The sequence below is a fragment of the Streptomyces sp. LE64 genome, from assembly GCF_052606915.1.
Window position 1 is genome coordinate 1503799 of the sequence record NZ_CP199708.1, and the last position, 15622, is coordinate 1519420.

A 15622-nucleotide genomic window follows, 5' to 3' on the forward strand; every position below is an offset into this window, starting at 1 on the left:
CGGCCCGGCAGCGACCCTGTTCCCGCCCGGCCGAGGTGAAGCTCATGTCGGCGTACCGGTCGCCGGAGACCCGGGCGGCGAGGGGTTCGAGGAGCGACAGTTCCTCCGCGGTCAGGGTCAGGCCCGCCGCGGCCACGTTCTCCTCGACCCGGTGACGTGAGCGGGTGCCGGGCAGCGGGACGACCGGCAGGCCGTGGACCTCGGCCCGCTGGTGGACCCAGGCGAGGGCGACCTGGCCGGGGGTGGCCCCACGGGCCTCGGCAACGGCGCGCACCGGCTCCAGGAGGGCGGCGTTGGCGGCGGCGTTGGCCCCGGTGAAGCGGGGCTCTGCTCCCGACGGAAGTCCTACGGGCCGAGGTCCTTCTCCGCGCTGCTGAAGGCGCCGGTGAGGAAGCCGCGCCCGAGGGGGGGGCGTAGGGCACCACGGCGATCCCCAGGTCGGCCGCCGCCGGCACGACGCCCCGTTCGACGTCCCGGCTGAACAGGGACCACTCGGACTGGAGGGTGGCGATCGGATGGACGGCGTGGGCCGCCCGCAGCTCGGAGCCGGAGACCTCGCTCAGCCCGAGGTGGCCGACCTTGCCCGCCCGGACGAGGTCGGCCATGGCGCCCACCGAATCCTCGATCGGCACCGCGGGGTCCGGCCGGTGCAGGTAGTACAGGTCGATGCGGTCGGTGCCCAGCCGACGGAGGCTGGCGTCCGCACAGGCGCGGATGTAGGCGGGATCGTTGCTGATCGAGCGCCGGGTGGGATCGACGGGATCGACGGACAGGGCGCACTTGGTGGCGATGACGACCTCGTCGCGGTGGGCCTTGAGGAAGGGGGCGAGGAAGCGCTCGTTGGCCCCCGCGCCGTACAGGTCGGCCGTGTCGTACAGGGTGACGCCGAGTTCCCGGGCGCGTTCCAGGGTGGCCCGGGCCTCGGCCTCGTCGGTCGGACCGTGGCGAAGCTCATGCCCGTGCAGCCGAGGCCCTGCGCACCGACCAGGGGGCCGTCGGCACCGAGGCGGACGTGGGTGGGGCGGGTCAACGGGGGTTCCCTCCGGAGGCGTTGGCATAGAAGTCGATCTTGTGGTCGAGGACGGCGAGGGTGCCCCGCAGTTCGGCGATGCGGGAGAGGACCTCCCGGCGGGTGGCCTCCAGGAGCCGCTGCCGCTCGGGGAAGGTGTGGTCACCGCTGCGGACCAGCTCCGAGAAGCGGACCATATCGGCGACCGGCATGCCCGTGAGGCGGAGCTTGCTGACCAGGTCCAGCCAGTCCAGGTCCCGGTTGCGGTACCGGCGCTGACCGGTGTGCGAACGGTCGATGTGCGGCATCAGCCCGATGCGCTCGTACCAGCGCAGGGTGTGGGCGCTCAGCCCGGTGTGGGCGACCACTTCGCCGATGGTGTACCGGTCCTGACCGTCCGGCCGCGGGTGCGCGCCGGGCGGGGCGGCGCACGCGTCGAGGGCGGCGGGGACCGTGGGGTCGTCCGAGGTCGTCGAGGCTGCCGGGGGCGCCGTGTCCGTCACCGTCATGGCTCCCAACCTAGGGGCCTGGAGTGCACTCCAAGCAAGCGTTCCGGGCCGGCGCTCCGCACGGGCCCGCGCCGCTCCCCCCACCCGGGCCGCCGACCGCCGCCGGCGGGCAACTACGCTCCGAGGATGCAGAGCCTTGGGTTGATGGAAGGGTGGCCGGTGCCGGCCGCCGCGGGTGCCGTGGTGCGGTCGAACGGGGAGCTGGCCGGGGTCTTCGGGGACACCGGGCGACGGTTCGCCCTGGCCTCGGTGACCAAGCCGCTGACGGCGTACGCGGTGCTCGTGGCGTACGAGGAGGGCGCACTGGAGCTGGACGGGCCGGCGGGGCCGGCGGGCGCGACGGTGCGGCACCTGCTGGCGCACACCAGCGGGCTCGCCTTCGACGAGCACAAGGTGATGGCGGAGCCCGGGACGCGCCGGCTGTACTCGAACGCCGGGTTCGAGGTGCTGGCCGACCACGTGGCCGAGGCCACCGAGATGCCCTTCGAGGAGTACCTGCGGCAGGCGGTGCTGGAGCCGTTGGGGATGGCGGGCACCGCCCTGGTCGGCGGCGGCTCGGCCGCGAAGGACGGGGTGTCGACCGTCGAGGACCTGGTGCGGTTCGCCGCCGAGGTGCAGGCGCCGCGGCTGCTCGACCCTCGGACGGTGGCGGAGGCGATCACCGTGCAGTACCCGGGGACCAAGGGCGTGCTGCCGGGGTACGGCCACCAGAGCCCGAACGACTGGGGCCTAGGGTTCGAGATCCGGGACGCCAAGTCCCCGCACTGGACCGGGAGCACGTCCTCGCCGCGCACCTTCGGGCACTTCGGGCAGGCGGGCACGTTCCTGTGGGTGGACCCGGAAGCCCGGTGGGCCGACGGCCGGGGCACCGGAGCGGCCTGCGTCGCGCTCGCCGACCGGGCGTTCGGGCCCTGGGCGGTCCAGGCGTGGCCGCAGCTCACGGACGCGGTGCTCGCCGAGCTCTGAGCCGGTCCGGGCTCGGGGGTCAGCTCCGGGAGGCCATCTCCCAGACCAGGACCTCGGCCGGGGCGAGGGCCACCAGGGCGGCCCCCTCGACGTCGGCGAGTCGGACCGCGTCGCCCGGGCCCAGCGGCGCCGGGTCCCCGTCGACGGCCGGGTGCAGGGCCAGCCTGCCGCGCACCACGTGCGCGTAGGCGTGCGCGCCGGTGGGCAGCGGACGGCGCTCACCGGTGGCGAGCCGCTGGACGTGCAGCAGCGCGCCGGCTTCGGGGACCGGGTACGCCTCGTTGTCCGGGAGGGCGCGGACCACCTCGTAGCGCGGTTCGCCGCCGGGCGTCAGGGGGGCCAGCCACATCTGGACGAAGACCAGCGGGTCCGGGCCGTCGTTGCGCTCCACGTGCCGCACGCCGCCCGCGGAGCTCAGGCGTTGGACGTCCCCCGCCCGGACGCGGGTGGTGCGGCCCGTGGAGTCGCGGTGGGTGAGTTCGCCCTCGACGACCCAGGTGACGATCTCGGTGTGGCTGTGCGGGTGCTCGTCGAAGCCGGCGCCGGGGGCGAGGCGCTCCTCGTTGCAGGCGATGACGGCACCGAAGCGCAGGTTGTCCGGGTCGTAGTGGGGCCCGAAGGAGAAGGCGTGCCGGGACTCGATGCCCGCCGTCGGGTCGCCTCCGGGGTAGCGCTCTGCGGCGCGGCGCACGTCGATCACGCGACCACGGTAGTCCCCGTCCCCGGGGGCGGTCCGCCCGGTGCGCCGGTTCCGCACCGGAACCCACCGGGACCGCCCCGCCGATTCGTCCGGGCGCGCGGATGAGGCAGTCTTGTCCCGTGTCCGAACCCGAAGTCGGCAAGACCGATCCCGCAGATCACGGCGCAGCGCGCACTCCCGTCCCCGGCTCGTCCCGGGGGGCGAACCCGGGTGGTCCCGGCGTGCCACCGTCCGACGGGCGCGGCGGGCCCACGGCGGACTCCGACTGGCCCGACGCCGCCGAGCACCCGGCGCGCCGTTCCTCCGCGGACCACGGCGCCGCCGGTGAGCCGACCGATCGGGGGCGCCCGCCGGTGCATGCGCCGCATTCGCACGCCGGCACCCTGCGCCGGCTGGAGAAGTCCTCCGGGAGCCTCGCCGCGCAGGCCATCGCCCGGATGGACGAGACGCTTCCCTGGTACCGGGCCATGCCGCCGGAGAACCGTTCCTGGATCGGTCTGGTCGCCCAGGCCGGCATCGCCGCGTTCACCGAGTGGTTCCGCCGCCCGGACGCTCCGCAGGCGATCTCGACGGACGTGTTCGGCACGGCGCCGCGCGAGCTGACCCGGGCGATCACCCTGCGGCAGACCGTGGAGATGGTGCGGACCACGATCGAGGTCATGGAGTCCGCGATCGACGAGGTCGCGGCGCCCGGCGACGAGTCGGTGCTGCGCGAGGCCCTGCTGGTGTACGCGCGGGAGATCGCCTTCGCCACGGCGCAGGTGTACGCACAGGCGGCGGAGGCGCGGGGCGCGTGGGACGCCCGGCTGGAGTCCCTGGTGGTGAACGCGGTCCTGTCCGGCGAGGCGGACGAGGGGGCGGTCAGCCGGGCGGCGGCGCTGGGCTGGAACGCTCCCGAGCACGTCTGCGTGGTGCTGGGGACGGCGCCGGAGGGGGACAACGAGCTGACCGTGGAGGCGATCCGGCGGGCGGCCCGGCACGCCAAGCTCCAGGTGCTGACGGGGGTGCTCGGGGACCGGCTGGTGGTGATCGCGGGCGGCAGCGACAACCCCTTGCAGGTGGCGAAGGCGCTGATCGGACCGTTCGCCGCGGGGCCGGTGGTGGCGGGGCCGATCGTCCCGGACCTGTTGGCGGCGACCCGGTCGGCGCAGGCCGCGGCGGCGGGGCTGCGGGCGTGCGGTGCGTGGCAGGACGCCCCGCGCCCGGTGCTGGCCGACGACCTGCTGCCGGAGCGGGCCATCGCGTCCGACCCTTCGGCGCGTGAGCAGCTGGTGGAGGAGATCTACAGACCGCTGGAAGAGGCCGGGTCGGCCCTGCTGGAAACGCTGAGCGTGTATCTGGAGCAGGCCAGCAGCCTGGAGGGTGCGGCGCGGATGCTCTTCGTCCACCCGAACACCGTGCGCTACCGGCTCCGACGTGTGACTGACGTCACCGGCTGGTCACCCTCCGACGTGCGTTCGGCGTTCACTCTGCGTATCGCGCTGATCCTTGGCCGGCTCGCGGACGGAGATGTCCCGTCTTAGGCGGTCTTGTTGAGTGCCTACAATTCCCCCTTCGGTTCTTCGTCCTTGTCCCCACGGGCGGCCCAGGCCACCCACAAGAGAGAGTGTGAGTGTGCTCGTACTCGTAGCTCCCGGCCAAGGCGCACAGACGCCCGGCTTCCTCGCTCCCTGGCTCGACCTGCCCGGCGCCGCCGATCGCGTGGCGGCCTGGTCGCAGGCCATCGACCTCGACCTGCTGCACTACGGCACCGAGGCCGACGAGGACGCCATCCGTGACACCGCGGTGGCGCAGCCGCTGCTGGTGGCCGCCGGCCTGCTGGCCGCGCTGGCCCTGGCCGCCGACTCCCCCGACGCCCCGGACGGCGTCGCCCTCGCGGGCCTGACGGCGGACGTCGTCGCGGGCCACAGCGTGGGTGAGATCACCGCCGCCGCGCTCGCGGGGGTGCTGTCCCCGGCGGCCGCCCTGCGCCTGGTGCGGACCCGCGGGCTCGCGATGGCCGAGGCCGCCGCGGCGACCCGGACCGGGATGGCGGCGCTGCTCGGCGGCGAGGCGGAGACCGTGCTGCCGCACCTGGAGCGACTGGGGCTGACCCCGGCGAACGTGAACGGCGCGGGTCAGATCGTCGCGGCCGGCACCGCGGAGCAGCTGACCGCGCTGGCGGAGGAGAAGCCGGAGGGCGTGCGCCGCGTGGTGCCCCTGAAGGTGGCGGGCGCGTTCCACACCCGGCACATGGCCCCGGCGGTGGACGCCCTCCGGGAGGCCGCGCGGAAGCTGTCGCCGGCCGACCCCGCGATCGCCTACGTGTCGAACAAGGACGGCCAGGCGGTCGTCTCGGGCGCGGAGGTGCTGGACCGGCTGGTGGGCCAGGTGGCGAACCCGGTGCGCTGGGACCTGTGCATGGAGACCTTCGCCGCGCGCGGGGCGACCGCCCTGGTGGAGCTGTGCCCGGGCGGCACGCTGACGGGCATCGCCAAGCGGGCCCTGCCCGGGGTGCGGACCTTGGCGCTGAAGACCCCCGCCGAACTCGACGCCGCTCGTGAGCTGATCGCCGAGCACGCCGGGCAGACGGCCTGAGTCCGGACCCGGGAAGGAGAGTTCGAAGAGCATGGCGAAGATCAAGACCGCTCGGGGAGCCGCGTACGCGCGCATTCTCGGGGTCGGGGGCTACCGTCCGACGCGGGTGGTGCCCAACGAGGTGATCCTGGAGACGATCGACTCGTCGGACGAGTGGATCCGCTCCCGGTCCGGGATCGCGTCCCGCCACTGGGCCGACGACCAGGAGACCGTCGCGGCGATGTCCCTGGAGGCCGGTGGCAAGGCCATCGCCGCCGCCGGGATCACCCCGGAGCAGATCGGCGCGGTCGTGGTGTCGACGGTGTCGCACTTCAAGCAGACCCCGGCGGTGGCGACCGAGATCGCGGACCGCATCGGCACCGACAAGGCCGCCGCGTTCGACATCTCGGCGGGCTGTGCCGGGTTCGGGTACGGACTGACGCTGGCCCGCGGCATGGTCGTGGACGGGAGCGCCGAGTACGTCCTGGTGATCGGCGTGGAGCGGTTGAGCGACCTGACCGACCTGACGGACCGGGCGACCGCCTTCCTGTTCGGCGACGGCGCCGGCGCGGTGGTCGTGGGGCCGTCGACGGAACCCGCGATCGGGCCCACCGTGTGGGGTTCCGAGGGCGACAAGTCGGAGACCATCAAGCAGACGGTGCCGTGGACGGACTACCGTGACGGCACGGTCGAGAAGTTCCCCGCGATCGCCCAGGAAGGCCAGGCGGTGTTCCGCTGGGCCGTGTTCGAGATGGCGAAGGTCGCCCAGCAGGCGCTGGACGCGGCCGGGATCACCGCGGACGATTTGGACGTCTTCATCCCGCACCAGGCGAACATGCGGATCATCGATTCGATGGTGAAGACCCTCAAACTGCCGGAACACGTGACGGTCGCCCGCGATGTGGAGACCACCGGCAACACCTCGGCCGCCTCGATCCCGCTCGCGATGGAGCGGCTCCTGGCGTCCGGCGAGGCGAAGAGCGGTGACACCGCGCTCGTCATCGGATTCGGGGCGGGTCTCGTGTACGCCGCCACGGTCGTTACCCTCCCCTAGGCGTCCGTGCCGGGCCTTCGGGTCCGTCCGGATCGCCGTCCCCTTTTGGTTAGTGATGAAGAAGGAGCGCCACATGGCCGCCACTCAGGAAGAGATCGTCGCGGGTCTCGCCGACATCGTGAACGAGATCGCCGGCATCCCCGCCGAGGACGTCCAGCTGGACAAGTCCTTCACCGATGACCTGGACGTCGACTCGCTGTCCATGGTCGAGGTCGTCGTCGCCGCCGAGGAGCGCTTCGACGTGAAGATCCCCGACGAGGACGTCAAGAACCTCAAGACGGTCGGTGACGCGACCGCGTACATCCTGAAGCACCAGGGCTGATCCAGCCCTGTCATGCCTGCCGCCACCCGGCGGTGGCGCCGCTGAATCCCTCGTAACCGTGGAGAAGGAATTCCTGTGAACTCGACCAATCGCACCGTGGTCGTCACCGGTATCGGCGCGACCACACCGCTGGGTGGCGACGTGGCATCCACCTGGGACGGTCTGGTCAACGGCCGTTCCGGGGTCCGGTTGCTGACCGAGGAGTGGGCGACGGACCTGCCGGTCCGGATCGCCGCCCGGGTCGCCGTGGAGCCGGGCGAGGTCCTGCCCCGCCCGCAGGCCCGCAAGCTGGACCGGTCGGCGCAGTTCGCGCTGATCGCCGCCCAGGAGGCGTGGCGGGACGCCGGGTACACGGCGCGGGCCGGTGAGGACCCGGCGGTGGACCCCGACCGTCTCGGTGCGGTGATCGCGTCCGGGATCGGCGGTGTGACGACCCTCCTCGACCAGTACGACGTGCTGAAGGAGAAGGGCGTGCGCCGGGTGTCGCCGCACACGGTGCCCATGCTGATGCCGAACTCGCCCGCCGCGAACGTGGGCATCGAGTTGGGCGCGCGGGCCGGGGTGCACACCCCGGTGTCGGCGTGCGCCTCGGGTGCGGAGGCCATCGGGTACGCCATCGAAATGATCCGTACCGGGCGCGCCGACGTCGTGGTGGCCGGCGGCACGGAGGCGGCGATCCACCCGCTGCCGATCGTGGCGTTCGGCAACATGATGGCGATGTCGAAGAACAACGACGACCCGACCGGCGCCTCGCGCCCCTACGACACGGGCCGCAACGGCTTCGTGATGGGCGAGGGCGCGGGCGTGATCGTCCTGGAGTCCGCGGAGCACGCGCGGGCGCGGGGCGCCCGGATCTACGCGGAGGCCCTCGGTCAGGGCATCTCCGCGGACGCGCACCACATCACGCAGCCGGAGCCGTCCGGCAACGGCATCGCGCGGGCCCTGAAGCACCTGTTGGACTCGACGGACCTGAAGCCGTCGGAGATCGCCCACGTGAACGCGCACGCCACCTCGACGCCGCAGGGCGACGTGGCGGAGGTGAAGGCCCTGCGCCAGGTCTTCGGCGAGGACGTCGACCACATGGCGATCTCGGCGACGAAGTCGATGACGGGTCACCTGCTCGGTGGAGCGGGCGGCGTGGAGACCGTGGCGCTGGTGCTGGCGCTGCACCACCGGATCGCCCCGCCGACGATCAACCTGGACGAGCTCGACCCCGAGGTGGACGCGGACGTGGTCCGCGGCGAGGCGCGGGCGCTGCCCTCCGGCACGATCGCGGCGCTGAACGACTCCTTCGGCTTCGGCGGCCACAACGTGGTGCTGGCGTTCCGGTCGGCCGCGCAGTAGTCCCCGGCACGACGAGTGGGGGCCCGCCGGTACCGGCGGGCCCCCACTCGCGTCCGGGACGGTTCAGACGACCTGGTGGAGCCAGCGGACGGGGGCGCCCTCGCCGGCGTGCCGGAAGGGTTCGAGCTCGTCGTCCCAGGGCTTGCCGAGGAGCCGGGCGATCTCGGTCTCCAGGGAGGTCTCGCCGCGCTGGGAGCGGGCGAGCGCGGCGCGCAGTCGGTCCTCGGGAACGAGGATGTCGCCGTGGACGCCGGTCACGGCGTGGAAGATCCCGAGGTGGGGGGTGGAGCTGTAGCGCTCGCCCTCGGCGGTGGCGCAGGGTTCGGCGGTGACCTCGAAGCGCAGGAGGTCCCAGCCGCGCAGGGCCGAGGCGAGCTGGGACGCGGTGCCCGCCCCGCCCTTCCAGGAGAACTCGGTGCGCCAGGCGCCCGGGGCGGCCGGCTGCCTGATCCAGTCGAGGTTGACGCGCGTCCCGAGGACGCCCGCCACCGCCCACTCGACGTGCGGGCAGAGCGCACGCGGTGCGGAGTGCACGTACAGGACTCCACGTGTCGTCACCGGGACCTCCAGGGTGGGGCGAGGGGGTGCCTTGGGTTCGACGGATTCGCACCCGTGCCGAGCGGTTGTTCGTTGGACGTGGGCAACGCCTGAGAAGCTCGAAAACTGACATATGTGACGTCCGGTAATTTACCGGATACCACACCGGAGTGGTGCCCCTGGGCGGGTGGTCCCGCCCCGTCACCGCCGGTGCGGCGATGACGGGCGCCACGGGCCCGAGGCTACCGTGCGCCGGGGCGCGGAGTGTGACGTACCGTCGGTCCCGGCGACCGTGCGCCCCGCGCTTTCACCCGCGGGGACGCCCTGCGGAACGCGGGCGCGGCGCCGGCCGGCCCGGGTCCCGCCCGGCGCGACGGGCCCGGGCTCAACCTCCGGGGGCGCAGGGACGTCGTGGAAGGCGACAGAGGGGAGCCGGAATGCGTAGCCGCACACACCGTTCGGAGCCGACCGGTCGACGTGCACGGACCGCCGTGGCGACCGGGGCCGCCGCGCTGGCCGCGGTCGTGGCGCTGAGCGGGTGCGAGGCCGTCGGCGGGGACGACACCGCGGCGGGCGCCGCGGAGCGGGGCGAGAGCTCCGCGCCGCGGCCGAAACGGGTCTGGGACACCAGTCCGCAGTCACTGGCGGCCGTGGGCGACTCCATCACCCGCGGCTTCGACGCCTGCTCGGTGCTGACGGACTGTCCGGAAGCCTCCTGGGCGACCGGCACCGACCGGGAGGTGCGCAGCCTCGCCGACCGGCTGCTCGGGCCGACCGGCGCCACCGAGCGCAGTTGGAACTACGCCAGGACCGGCGCCCGGATGGTCGACCTGCCGGAACAGATGCACCGGGCCGGGGCGCACCGACCCGAGTTGGTGACGGTGCTGGCCGGGGCGAACGACGCCTGCCGTTCCTCGGTGCGCGCGATGACCCCGGTGGCGGACTTCCGGGCCGACTTCGAACAGGCCATGCGGACGCTGCGGCGGCAGTCGCCGAAGACCCAGGTGTTCGTGGCGAGCGTGCCGGACCTGAAGCGGCTGTGGTCCACCGGACGGGACCACCCGCTGGGCAGCCAGGTGTGGAAGTTGGGCGTCTGCCCCTCCATGTTGAAGGACGCGGACGCGGTCGACGGGAAGGCCGTCGCCCGGCGGACCGCCGTGCAGGAACGGGTCGTGGCGTACAACCGGGTGCTCAGGGAGGTCTGCGCCGAGGACCTGCGGTGCCGGCACGACGACGGGGCCGTGTTCGACTTCCGGTTCCAGAAGGACCAGCTGAGCGAGTGGGACTGGTTCCACCCGAGCAAGGAGGGGCAGTCGCGGCTGGCGGAGCTGGCCTACCGCGCGGTGACGACCGAGTAGCGCCGGTCCTGCCCCGGGCGGCGTCGCCCCTGGCGGGGACCGCGCGGTTCCCGGGATACTGCCTCCACCCCACAGGCAACGGAGGTTCCCCCATGCCCGTTCCGGCTCCGATACTCACCGGTGCGCTCGCCCTGACCACCGCACTGGCGCTCGCCCCCGCGCCCGCCCTCGCCGAGGAGGCGCCCGCCGCCCCGCCCTCGGTGGAGGAACAGCGCCTCGGGCGGGCGGCGCCGCAGGAGATCCTGCGGCGGTCCGGGTTCGACGCGGTGGCGCCCTCCTTCGCCCGGGCCCTGGCGCGCACGGACTCCCACCGGCAGGCGCGCCGGGTGGTGGAGCGGCACGGGGCGCGCCTGTGGGAGCGGGCCGTGGACCGGGCGCAGGGTCGAGGGCCGCTGCGCGGGGACCTGAGCCGGGGCGACGACCGTCCGCTGTACTGGGCCCGACTGGCGATGGCTCGTGAACTACGGCTCTGGGAGCCCGACTTCACCGTGGACGAGCGGGGTCGGGCACGGCTGTCGGAAACCTTGGAGACCACCTCCCGGGGGCAGGACGCCATCCGCTTCGGCCGTTCCGCGCGTCCGGAGCGCGGGGAGCCCTTGCGCATCCTGATGACCGGCTTCGACCCGTTCACCCTCGACCGGGACGTGCGGATCGGCAACCCCTCGGGCGCCGCGGCCCTCGCCCTGGACGGCACGGTGGTCCGCACCCCGCGCGGGTTCGCCCGGATCGAGACGGCGGTGTTCCCGGTGCGGTGGCAGGACTTCACCGACGGCGAGGTGGAACGGACCTTGCGGCCCCACCTCGACCGGGTGGACCTGCTGACGACGGTGAGCCAGGGCCGTCCGGACCGCTTCGACGTGGAGCGGACCAACGGAGCCTGGCGCGGCGGGTTCCCGGACAACGAGAACCTCTCGCAGCGGGAGCAGGTGCCGGTCGCGGAGGGCCCGGGCCCGCAGTGGACGTCCAGCACCCTGCCGGCGGCGGCGATCGTCGCGGCGCCCACGGGGCGGTTCCCGGTGCGGGACAACCGGGGCGTGACGGAGATCCCGGCGGGGGCCACCGCCCCCGTCGACCGGGTGGACGGGCCGACGCCCGGCTCCACGGCACGGGCCGGCGGTGGCGGGGACTACCTGTCGAACGAGATCGCCTACCGGGCGACCCTGCTGCGGGACCGGTTCGGTCCGGCGTCGCTTCCGGCGGGGCACCTGCACACCCCGGTGCTGCGGTTCGGCGCGGGCAACACCGACCCGGCGACCGGGACGGTCACCGATCCGGAGTTCCAGCGCAACCGGCAGGACATCGTCGACCAGGTGCGCGCCGTGCTCTCGGTGGCGGTGTCCGCCGCCCGTTGACCCGCCGCCGGCCCCGGCGCGCGCCGGGGCCGGCGGGGCGTGGTCACGCCTCGGTCGTGGCCGGGGCCGGGGCGGGGGCCGGCCCGGTGGCGAGTTCCTCGCCCATCAGGTCGCGGGCCATCAGGGTGGCGCCGGCGACCGCGCCGGGCATCAGGAAGACCGCCACGAAGGGCACCAGGAAGGCGACGGCCAGCGGGGTGCCGAAGCCCCAGACCAGCCGGCGGCGGGCCCGCAACAGCCGCAGCCGGTCGCGCAGTTCGACCCCGCGGCGCTGGAGCGCCACCGCGGTCAACTCCTCGGTGAGGAAGAAGCCGGTGACGACGAACCCGATCACCGGCACCACGGTCTGGCCGAGGAACGGAACGAAGCCGAGGACGAAGAGCAACAGGCTCCAGAGGGTGGCCCGGACCAGGATGCGCAGGCTGTCCCGACCGGAGATCCACAGGTCCTTCCAGAGCGGCAACCCGGACTCGGGCGCGGTGCCGTCGGGCGAGACGTCCCGGTCGACCTGGGCGGAGAGCTCCTCGTAGAAGGGTTGCCCGAGGAGCAGGGTGACGGCGGTGAAGGTGATGACGGCCAGCAGCAGCGCGAGCGCGAACAGCAGCACCGTGAGGAAGCCGCGGAAGAGGCCGAGCCAGGGCGAGGACCAGTCGTCGGCGAACGGGGTCGCCCATCCGACGAAGTCGCCGCCCCACACCAGGAGGGCCACCAGCGCCCCCAGGTAGAGGACGAGCGTGACCAGCCCCGGGATCAGGCCGAACCCGAACGCCTTGCCGTGGGCGGCGACCCAGCGCTGCCCACTCATCATGTACCGGAAACCCACCCCGAGATCGCGCATGCCGGGAACCCTACCCGCAGCTTTGGCCGGTGCCGTCGGGCGTGGCGGACTGTGACGGGGGCGTCGACATGTCACGGCCCGGGGCGGGGGCGGCGGGCGTGCGGCACGATGGGGACGTGCCCCGTTCCCCCTCGCCGCCCCCCGCGCCCCTGGGTCCGCTGGACCTCCAGCTCGTGCTGCTGCGCCGCATGGCCGACCACCAGCCGGAGCTGGTGGCCGACGCCCGACGGGAGCTGGGGGTGTCGGCCGCCGACATGCGGGAGGCCAACCGGCGTTGGCAGGCGCTGGTGCGCGCACCGCGCGGCCGGGAGTCGGTCGGCCGCTACCGGTCGGTGCTCGGCGTGCCGGAGGGTCGGGCCGCCCGGCTCCTGGGGGACGTGCGGTGCGAGGCGTTGACCTGGCCCTTGCCGCTCTGGCCCGGGCTGCGGTTCGAGGTGCTGGCCGGGCCCGGCGGCGCGGTGTGGAACGCCTGGCTGGTCCGGGCGCCCGGGGCGCCGGCCCCCGCCCTGCGGACGGCCGAGGACCTGGTGCCGTGGTCCTGCACGGTGGACGAGGTGGCCCGGGCCTTCGCCCCGGCCCGGCCGCTCCAGGGCACCGCCCCCACCCGCTGGGGCCTCGCCTTCACCGCTCCGGACGCGACCGGCGCGCCCCGGCCGTGCACCGCGGAGTTCACCCACGGGCTGTTGCAGCGGAGCACCGGCGGCCCGGGGTAGCTCGTGGGTCCCGGTGGTCGTGCGCCGCCGCCGAGGGGGCAGGCTGGGGCGGGGCGCACTCAGGCGCCCCGCCCGGACCCGCGAGCCGTGCCGGTCCGGGCGTGCCCGAGTGGAGGAGGAACGACCGTGACCGACCTGTTCCCGCCGTTGGCGGACCCCGACCGTGCGAAGCGCCCCGCGCTGTCCTTCGGCGCGCAGGGACTGACCTACGGCGAGCTGGCCCGGGCCGCGGCGCGGGTCGGGGAGCGGATCGCCGGGGACGAGCGGATCGCGGTGTGGGCGACGCCCTCGCTGGAGACCGCGGTCGGCGTGGTGGGGGCGCTGCTCGCGGGGGTCCCGGTGGTGCCGTTGAACCCCAGCTCCGGGGAGAGGGAGTTGGCCCACGTCCTCGCCGACAGTGCGCCGCGCCGGGTGCTGGTGGCCCCGGGCGTCGAACTGCCCGCGGCGCTGCGGGACGTGCCGCGCTGCGAGGTCGAGGTGGCGCCGGCGGCCGCGGCGGACGCCACCGCCCGTCCGGTGCCCGCGGACCCGGAGGCGCCGGCGCTGGTGATCTACACCTCCGGCACCACCGGGGCGCCCAAGGGCGCGGTGCTGCCGCGCCGGGCGATCGCCGCGACGCTGGACGGCCTGGCCGACGCCTGGGCGTGGACGGCGGACGACGTCCTGGTGCACGGCTTGCCGCTGTTCCACGTGCACGGTCTGGTGCTGGGCGTGCTGGGTCCGCTGCGGCTCGGCGGCGAGCTGCGCCACCTGGGCCGGTTCGGCGTCGAGGGGGTGGCCCGGGAGCTGACGGCGGGCGGCACCGTGCTGTTCGGGGTGCCGACGATGTACCACCGGCTGGCGCAGGCGCTGCCGGACGCCCCGGAGCTGGTGCGGGCCCTGGCGGGGGCGCGGCTGCTGGTGTCCGGCTCGGCGGCGCTGCCGCTGCGGGACCACGAGCGGATCGCGGCCGCGACCGGTCGGCGGGTGGTGGAGCGGTACGGCATGACCGAGACGTTGATCACCACCGCGGTGCGGGCGGACGGGGAGCCGCGGACCGGGACCGTGGGGCCGCCGCTGGCCGGGGTGGGGGTGCGGCTGGTGGACGAGTCGGGGGCCGAGCTGACCGCGCACGGCCCGGAGGCGGTCGGAGAGGTGCAGGTGCGGGGGGCGACGCTGTTCAGCGGGTACCTGAACCGGCCGGACGCGACGGCCGGGGCGTTCGCCGAGGGGGGCTGGTTCCGCACCGGGGACATGGCGGTGCTGGACGGGGACGGCTGCGTGCGGATCGTGGGCCGCCGGGCGACCGACCTGATCAAGAGCGGCGGCTACAAGATCGGCGCCGGTGAGATCGAGAACGCGCTGCTGGAGCACCCGGGGGTGCGGGAGGCCGCGGTCACCGGGGAGCCCGACGCGGACCTCGGGGAGCGGATCGTCGCCTGGGTGGTCGCCGTCGACCCGGCCGCGCCGCCCGCGGAGCGGGAGTTGGCGGACCACGTGTCCGGGTGGCTGGCCCCGCACAAGCGCCCCCGGGTGGTGCGCTACCTCCCGGCGCTGCCGCGCAACGACATGGGCAAGGTCCTGAAGCGGGCGCTGCCGCAGGGCAACTGACGGCGGGCGGGGGCCGGGGAGGGCCGCCTCCACCGGCCCCGCCCACCGGCGGGGGTCACGCCTTCTTGAGGAACTCCGTCTTGAGGACGAGGCCCTTGACCTTCTTGGTGTTGCACTCGACCTCGCCCGGTCGGGAGGTGAGGCGGATGTTCTTGACCAGGGTGCCGCGCTTGAGGGTCTCCGAGGTTCCCTTGACCTTGAGGTCCTTGACCAGGGTGACGGAGTCGCCGTCCGAGAGCGGGGTGCCGTTGCTGTCCTTGACCACGATGTCGTTCATGTTCCGTTCCTTGGTGCTCGTCGTTGTGCGCTGCGGTGGTGCGGTGGTGTCCGGCGGAGGCCGCCGGCACGTGTCAGCGGGTCCGGGGGTCGCGGGCCATGCGTCGCTGCGCCACTGCCGCTGCGCGGTCCCGGTGGCGCCGTGGGCGGCGAGCGCGCTGGCCAGGTCGCCGTGGACGGTGGTGGCGGGGTGGCCGTCCGCGGGGACGAGGGACCCGTCCGCGGGGATGGCGGCCAGGTGCAGGGGCCGGTCCTCGGCGGCCAGCCGCCGGGCGGCCTCGGAGACCGCGAGCTGCCCGTCGGCGGACCAGCCGCGCAGCCGGGTCAGGTCCAGGATCACGGGTCCGCTGCCGCGGGCCCGCACCCAACCGATCGCCCCGGTGAACCGGCCGATGGCCTCGGTGCCGAGGTAGCCGGCCAGGGACAGCACCCCGAGGCCGGGCCGGGTGGTGTAGCGCCACTCGATCGTCATGTCGTACTTCCTGAGGTTACGGAGGT

General features: G+C 74.4%; 15 protein-coding genes and 1 pseudogene. 10 read left to right on the forward strand and 6 right to left on the reverse strand.

Features of this window, described 5'->3' with window-relative positions; all coding sequences use genetic code 11:
* Positions 1–19 precede the first annotated feature (19 nt).
* Both ACSMX9_RS06800 and ACSMX9_RS06805 read right to left on the reverse strand, forming a co-directional pair.
* Positions 20–1030 (reverse strand): annotated as a pseudogene (locus ACSMX9_RS06800) (aldo/keto reductase); the annotation flags it as partial.
* Positions 1027–1518 carry a MerR family transcriptional regulator gene (locus tag ACSMX9_RS06805; protein ID WP_445400801.1) on the reverse strand — a complete coding sequence of 164 codons (492 nt, stop codon included), beginning with the start codon at positions 1516–1518 and terminating at the stop codon, positions 1027–1029. The gene ACSMX9_RS06805 and the pseudogene ACSMX9_RS06800, both read right to left, overlap by 4 nt.
* 126 nt (positions 1519–1644) lie before the next feature.
* Here ACSMX9_RS06805 and ACSMX9_RS06810 point away from each other — a divergent pair, with 126 nt between their 5' ends.
* Complete coding sequence (locus tag ACSMX9_RS06810) at positions 1645–2484, forward strand: serine hydrolase domain-containing protein (RefSeq protein WP_445400803.1); 840 nt, start codon at positions 1645–1647, stop codon at positions 2482–2484.
* Positions 2485–2503: 19 nt separating this feature from the next.
* Here the strand turns inward: ACSMX9_RS06810 and ACSMX9_RS06815 are convergent, their stop codons facing one another.
* Positions 2504–3181, reverse strand: coding sequence for a pirin family protein (locus ACSMX9_RS06815; RefSeq protein ID WP_445402919.1), 678 nt, complete (start codon positions 3179–3181; stop codon positions 2504–2506).
* 356 nt (positions 3182–3537) lie between these two features.
* Between ACSMX9_RS06815 and fasR the strand changes: the two genes are divergently transcribed.
* The 5 genes from fasR to fabF all read left to right on the forward strand — a co-directional run bounded on the left by fasR (position 3538) and on the right by fabF (position 8460).
* Positions 3538–4707, forward strand: a complete 1170-nt coding sequence (fasR, locus tag ACSMX9_RS06820; protein ID WP_351238801.1) for a fatty acid biosynthesis transcriptional regulator FasR — start codon at positions 3538–3540, stop codon at positions 4705–4707.
* 91 nt (positions 4708–4798) lie between these two features.
* Positions 4799–5761 (forward strand): ACP S-malonyltransferase, encoded by a 963-nt coding sequence (locus ACSMX9_RS06825; RefSeq protein ID WP_445400805.1) that lies wholly within the window; start codon positions 4799–4801, stop codon positions 5759–5761.
* Between the two features lie 31 nt (positions 5762–5792).
* Positions 5793–6794: a ketoacyl-ACP synthase III gene (locus tag ACSMX9_RS06830; protein WP_445400807.1), complete on the forward strand. Its 1002-nt coding sequence runs from the start codon at positions 5793–5795 to the stop codon at positions 6792–6794.
* Positions 6795–6867: 73 nt separating this feature from the next.
* Positions 6868–7116 (forward strand): acyl carrier protein, encoded by a 249-nt coding sequence (locus ACSMX9_RS06835; RefSeq protein WP_351238503.1) that lies wholly within the window; start codon positions 6868–6870, stop codon positions 7114–7116.
* A gap of 75 nt (positions 7117–7191) precedes the next feature.
* Positions 7192–8460 carry a beta-ketoacyl-ACP synthase II gene (gene fabF / locus ACSMX9_RS06840; protein ID WP_351238505.1) on the forward strand — a complete coding sequence of 423 codons (1269 nt, stop codon included), beginning with the start codon at positions 7192–7194 and terminating at the stop codon, positions 8458–8460.
* Positions 8461–8523: 63 nt separating this feature from the next.
* Here the strand turns inward: fabF and ACSMX9_RS06845 are convergent, their stop codons facing one another.
* Positions 8524–9018, reverse strand: a complete 495-nt coding sequence (locus tag ACSMX9_RS06845; protein WP_366117487.1) for a DUF3145 domain-containing protein — start codon at positions 9016–9018, stop codon at positions 8524–8526.
* Positions 9019–9434: 416 nt separating this feature from the next.
* Here ACSMX9_RS06845 and ACSMX9_RS06850 point away from each other — a divergent pair, with 416 nt between their 5' ends.
* Together ACSMX9_RS06850 and ACSMX9_RS06855 are read left to right on the forward strand one after the other, a co-directional pair.
* Positions 9435–10355, forward strand: a complete 921-nt coding sequence (locus tag ACSMX9_RS06850; protein ID WP_445400809.1) for an SGNH/GDSL hydrolase family protein — start codon at positions 9435–9437, stop codon at positions 10353–10355.
* A gap of 92 nt (positions 10356–10447) precedes the next feature.
* A complete protein-coding gene (locus ACSMX9_RS06855; RefSeq protein ID WP_445400811.1) occupies positions 10448–11707 on the forward strand; it encodes a pyroglutamyl peptidase in 1260 nt (419 codons plus the stop codon).
* A 43-nt stretch (positions 11708–11750) separates the two neighbouring features.
* Here the strand turns inward: ACSMX9_RS06855 and ACSMX9_RS06860 are convergent, their stop codons facing one another.
* A complete protein-coding gene (locus ACSMX9_RS06860; protein ID WP_445400813.1) occupies positions 11751–12545 on the reverse strand; it encodes an EI24 domain-containing protein in 795 nt (264 codons plus the stop codon).
* Positions 12546–12613: 68 nt separating this feature from the next.
* On the opposite strand from ACSMX9_RS06860, the gene ACSMX9_RS06865 reads away from it, so the two are divergent.
* Positions 12614–13258: a hypothetical protein gene (locus tag ACSMX9_RS06865; protein ID WP_445400815.1), complete on the forward strand. Its 645-nt coding sequence runs from the start codon at positions 12614–12616 to the stop codon at positions 13256–13258.
* A 126-nt stretch (positions 13259–13384) separates the two neighbouring features.
* Entirely contained in the window at positions 13385–14848 is a 1464-nt protein-coding gene (locus tag ACSMX9_RS06870) for an acyl-CoA synthetase (RefSeq protein ID WP_445400817.1), read from the forward strand.
* A gap of 55 nt (positions 14849–14903) precedes the next feature.
* Here ACSMX9_RS06870 and ACSMX9_RS06875 read toward each other — a convergent pair whose 3' ends face one another.
* On the reverse strand, positions 14904–15596 hold the full coding sequence (locus ACSMX9_RS06875) for a PhnA domain-containing protein (protein ID WP_445400819.1): 693 nt from the start codon (positions 15594–15596) through the stop codon (positions 14904–14906).
* Between the last annotated feature and the right edge of the window lie 26 nt (positions 15597–15622).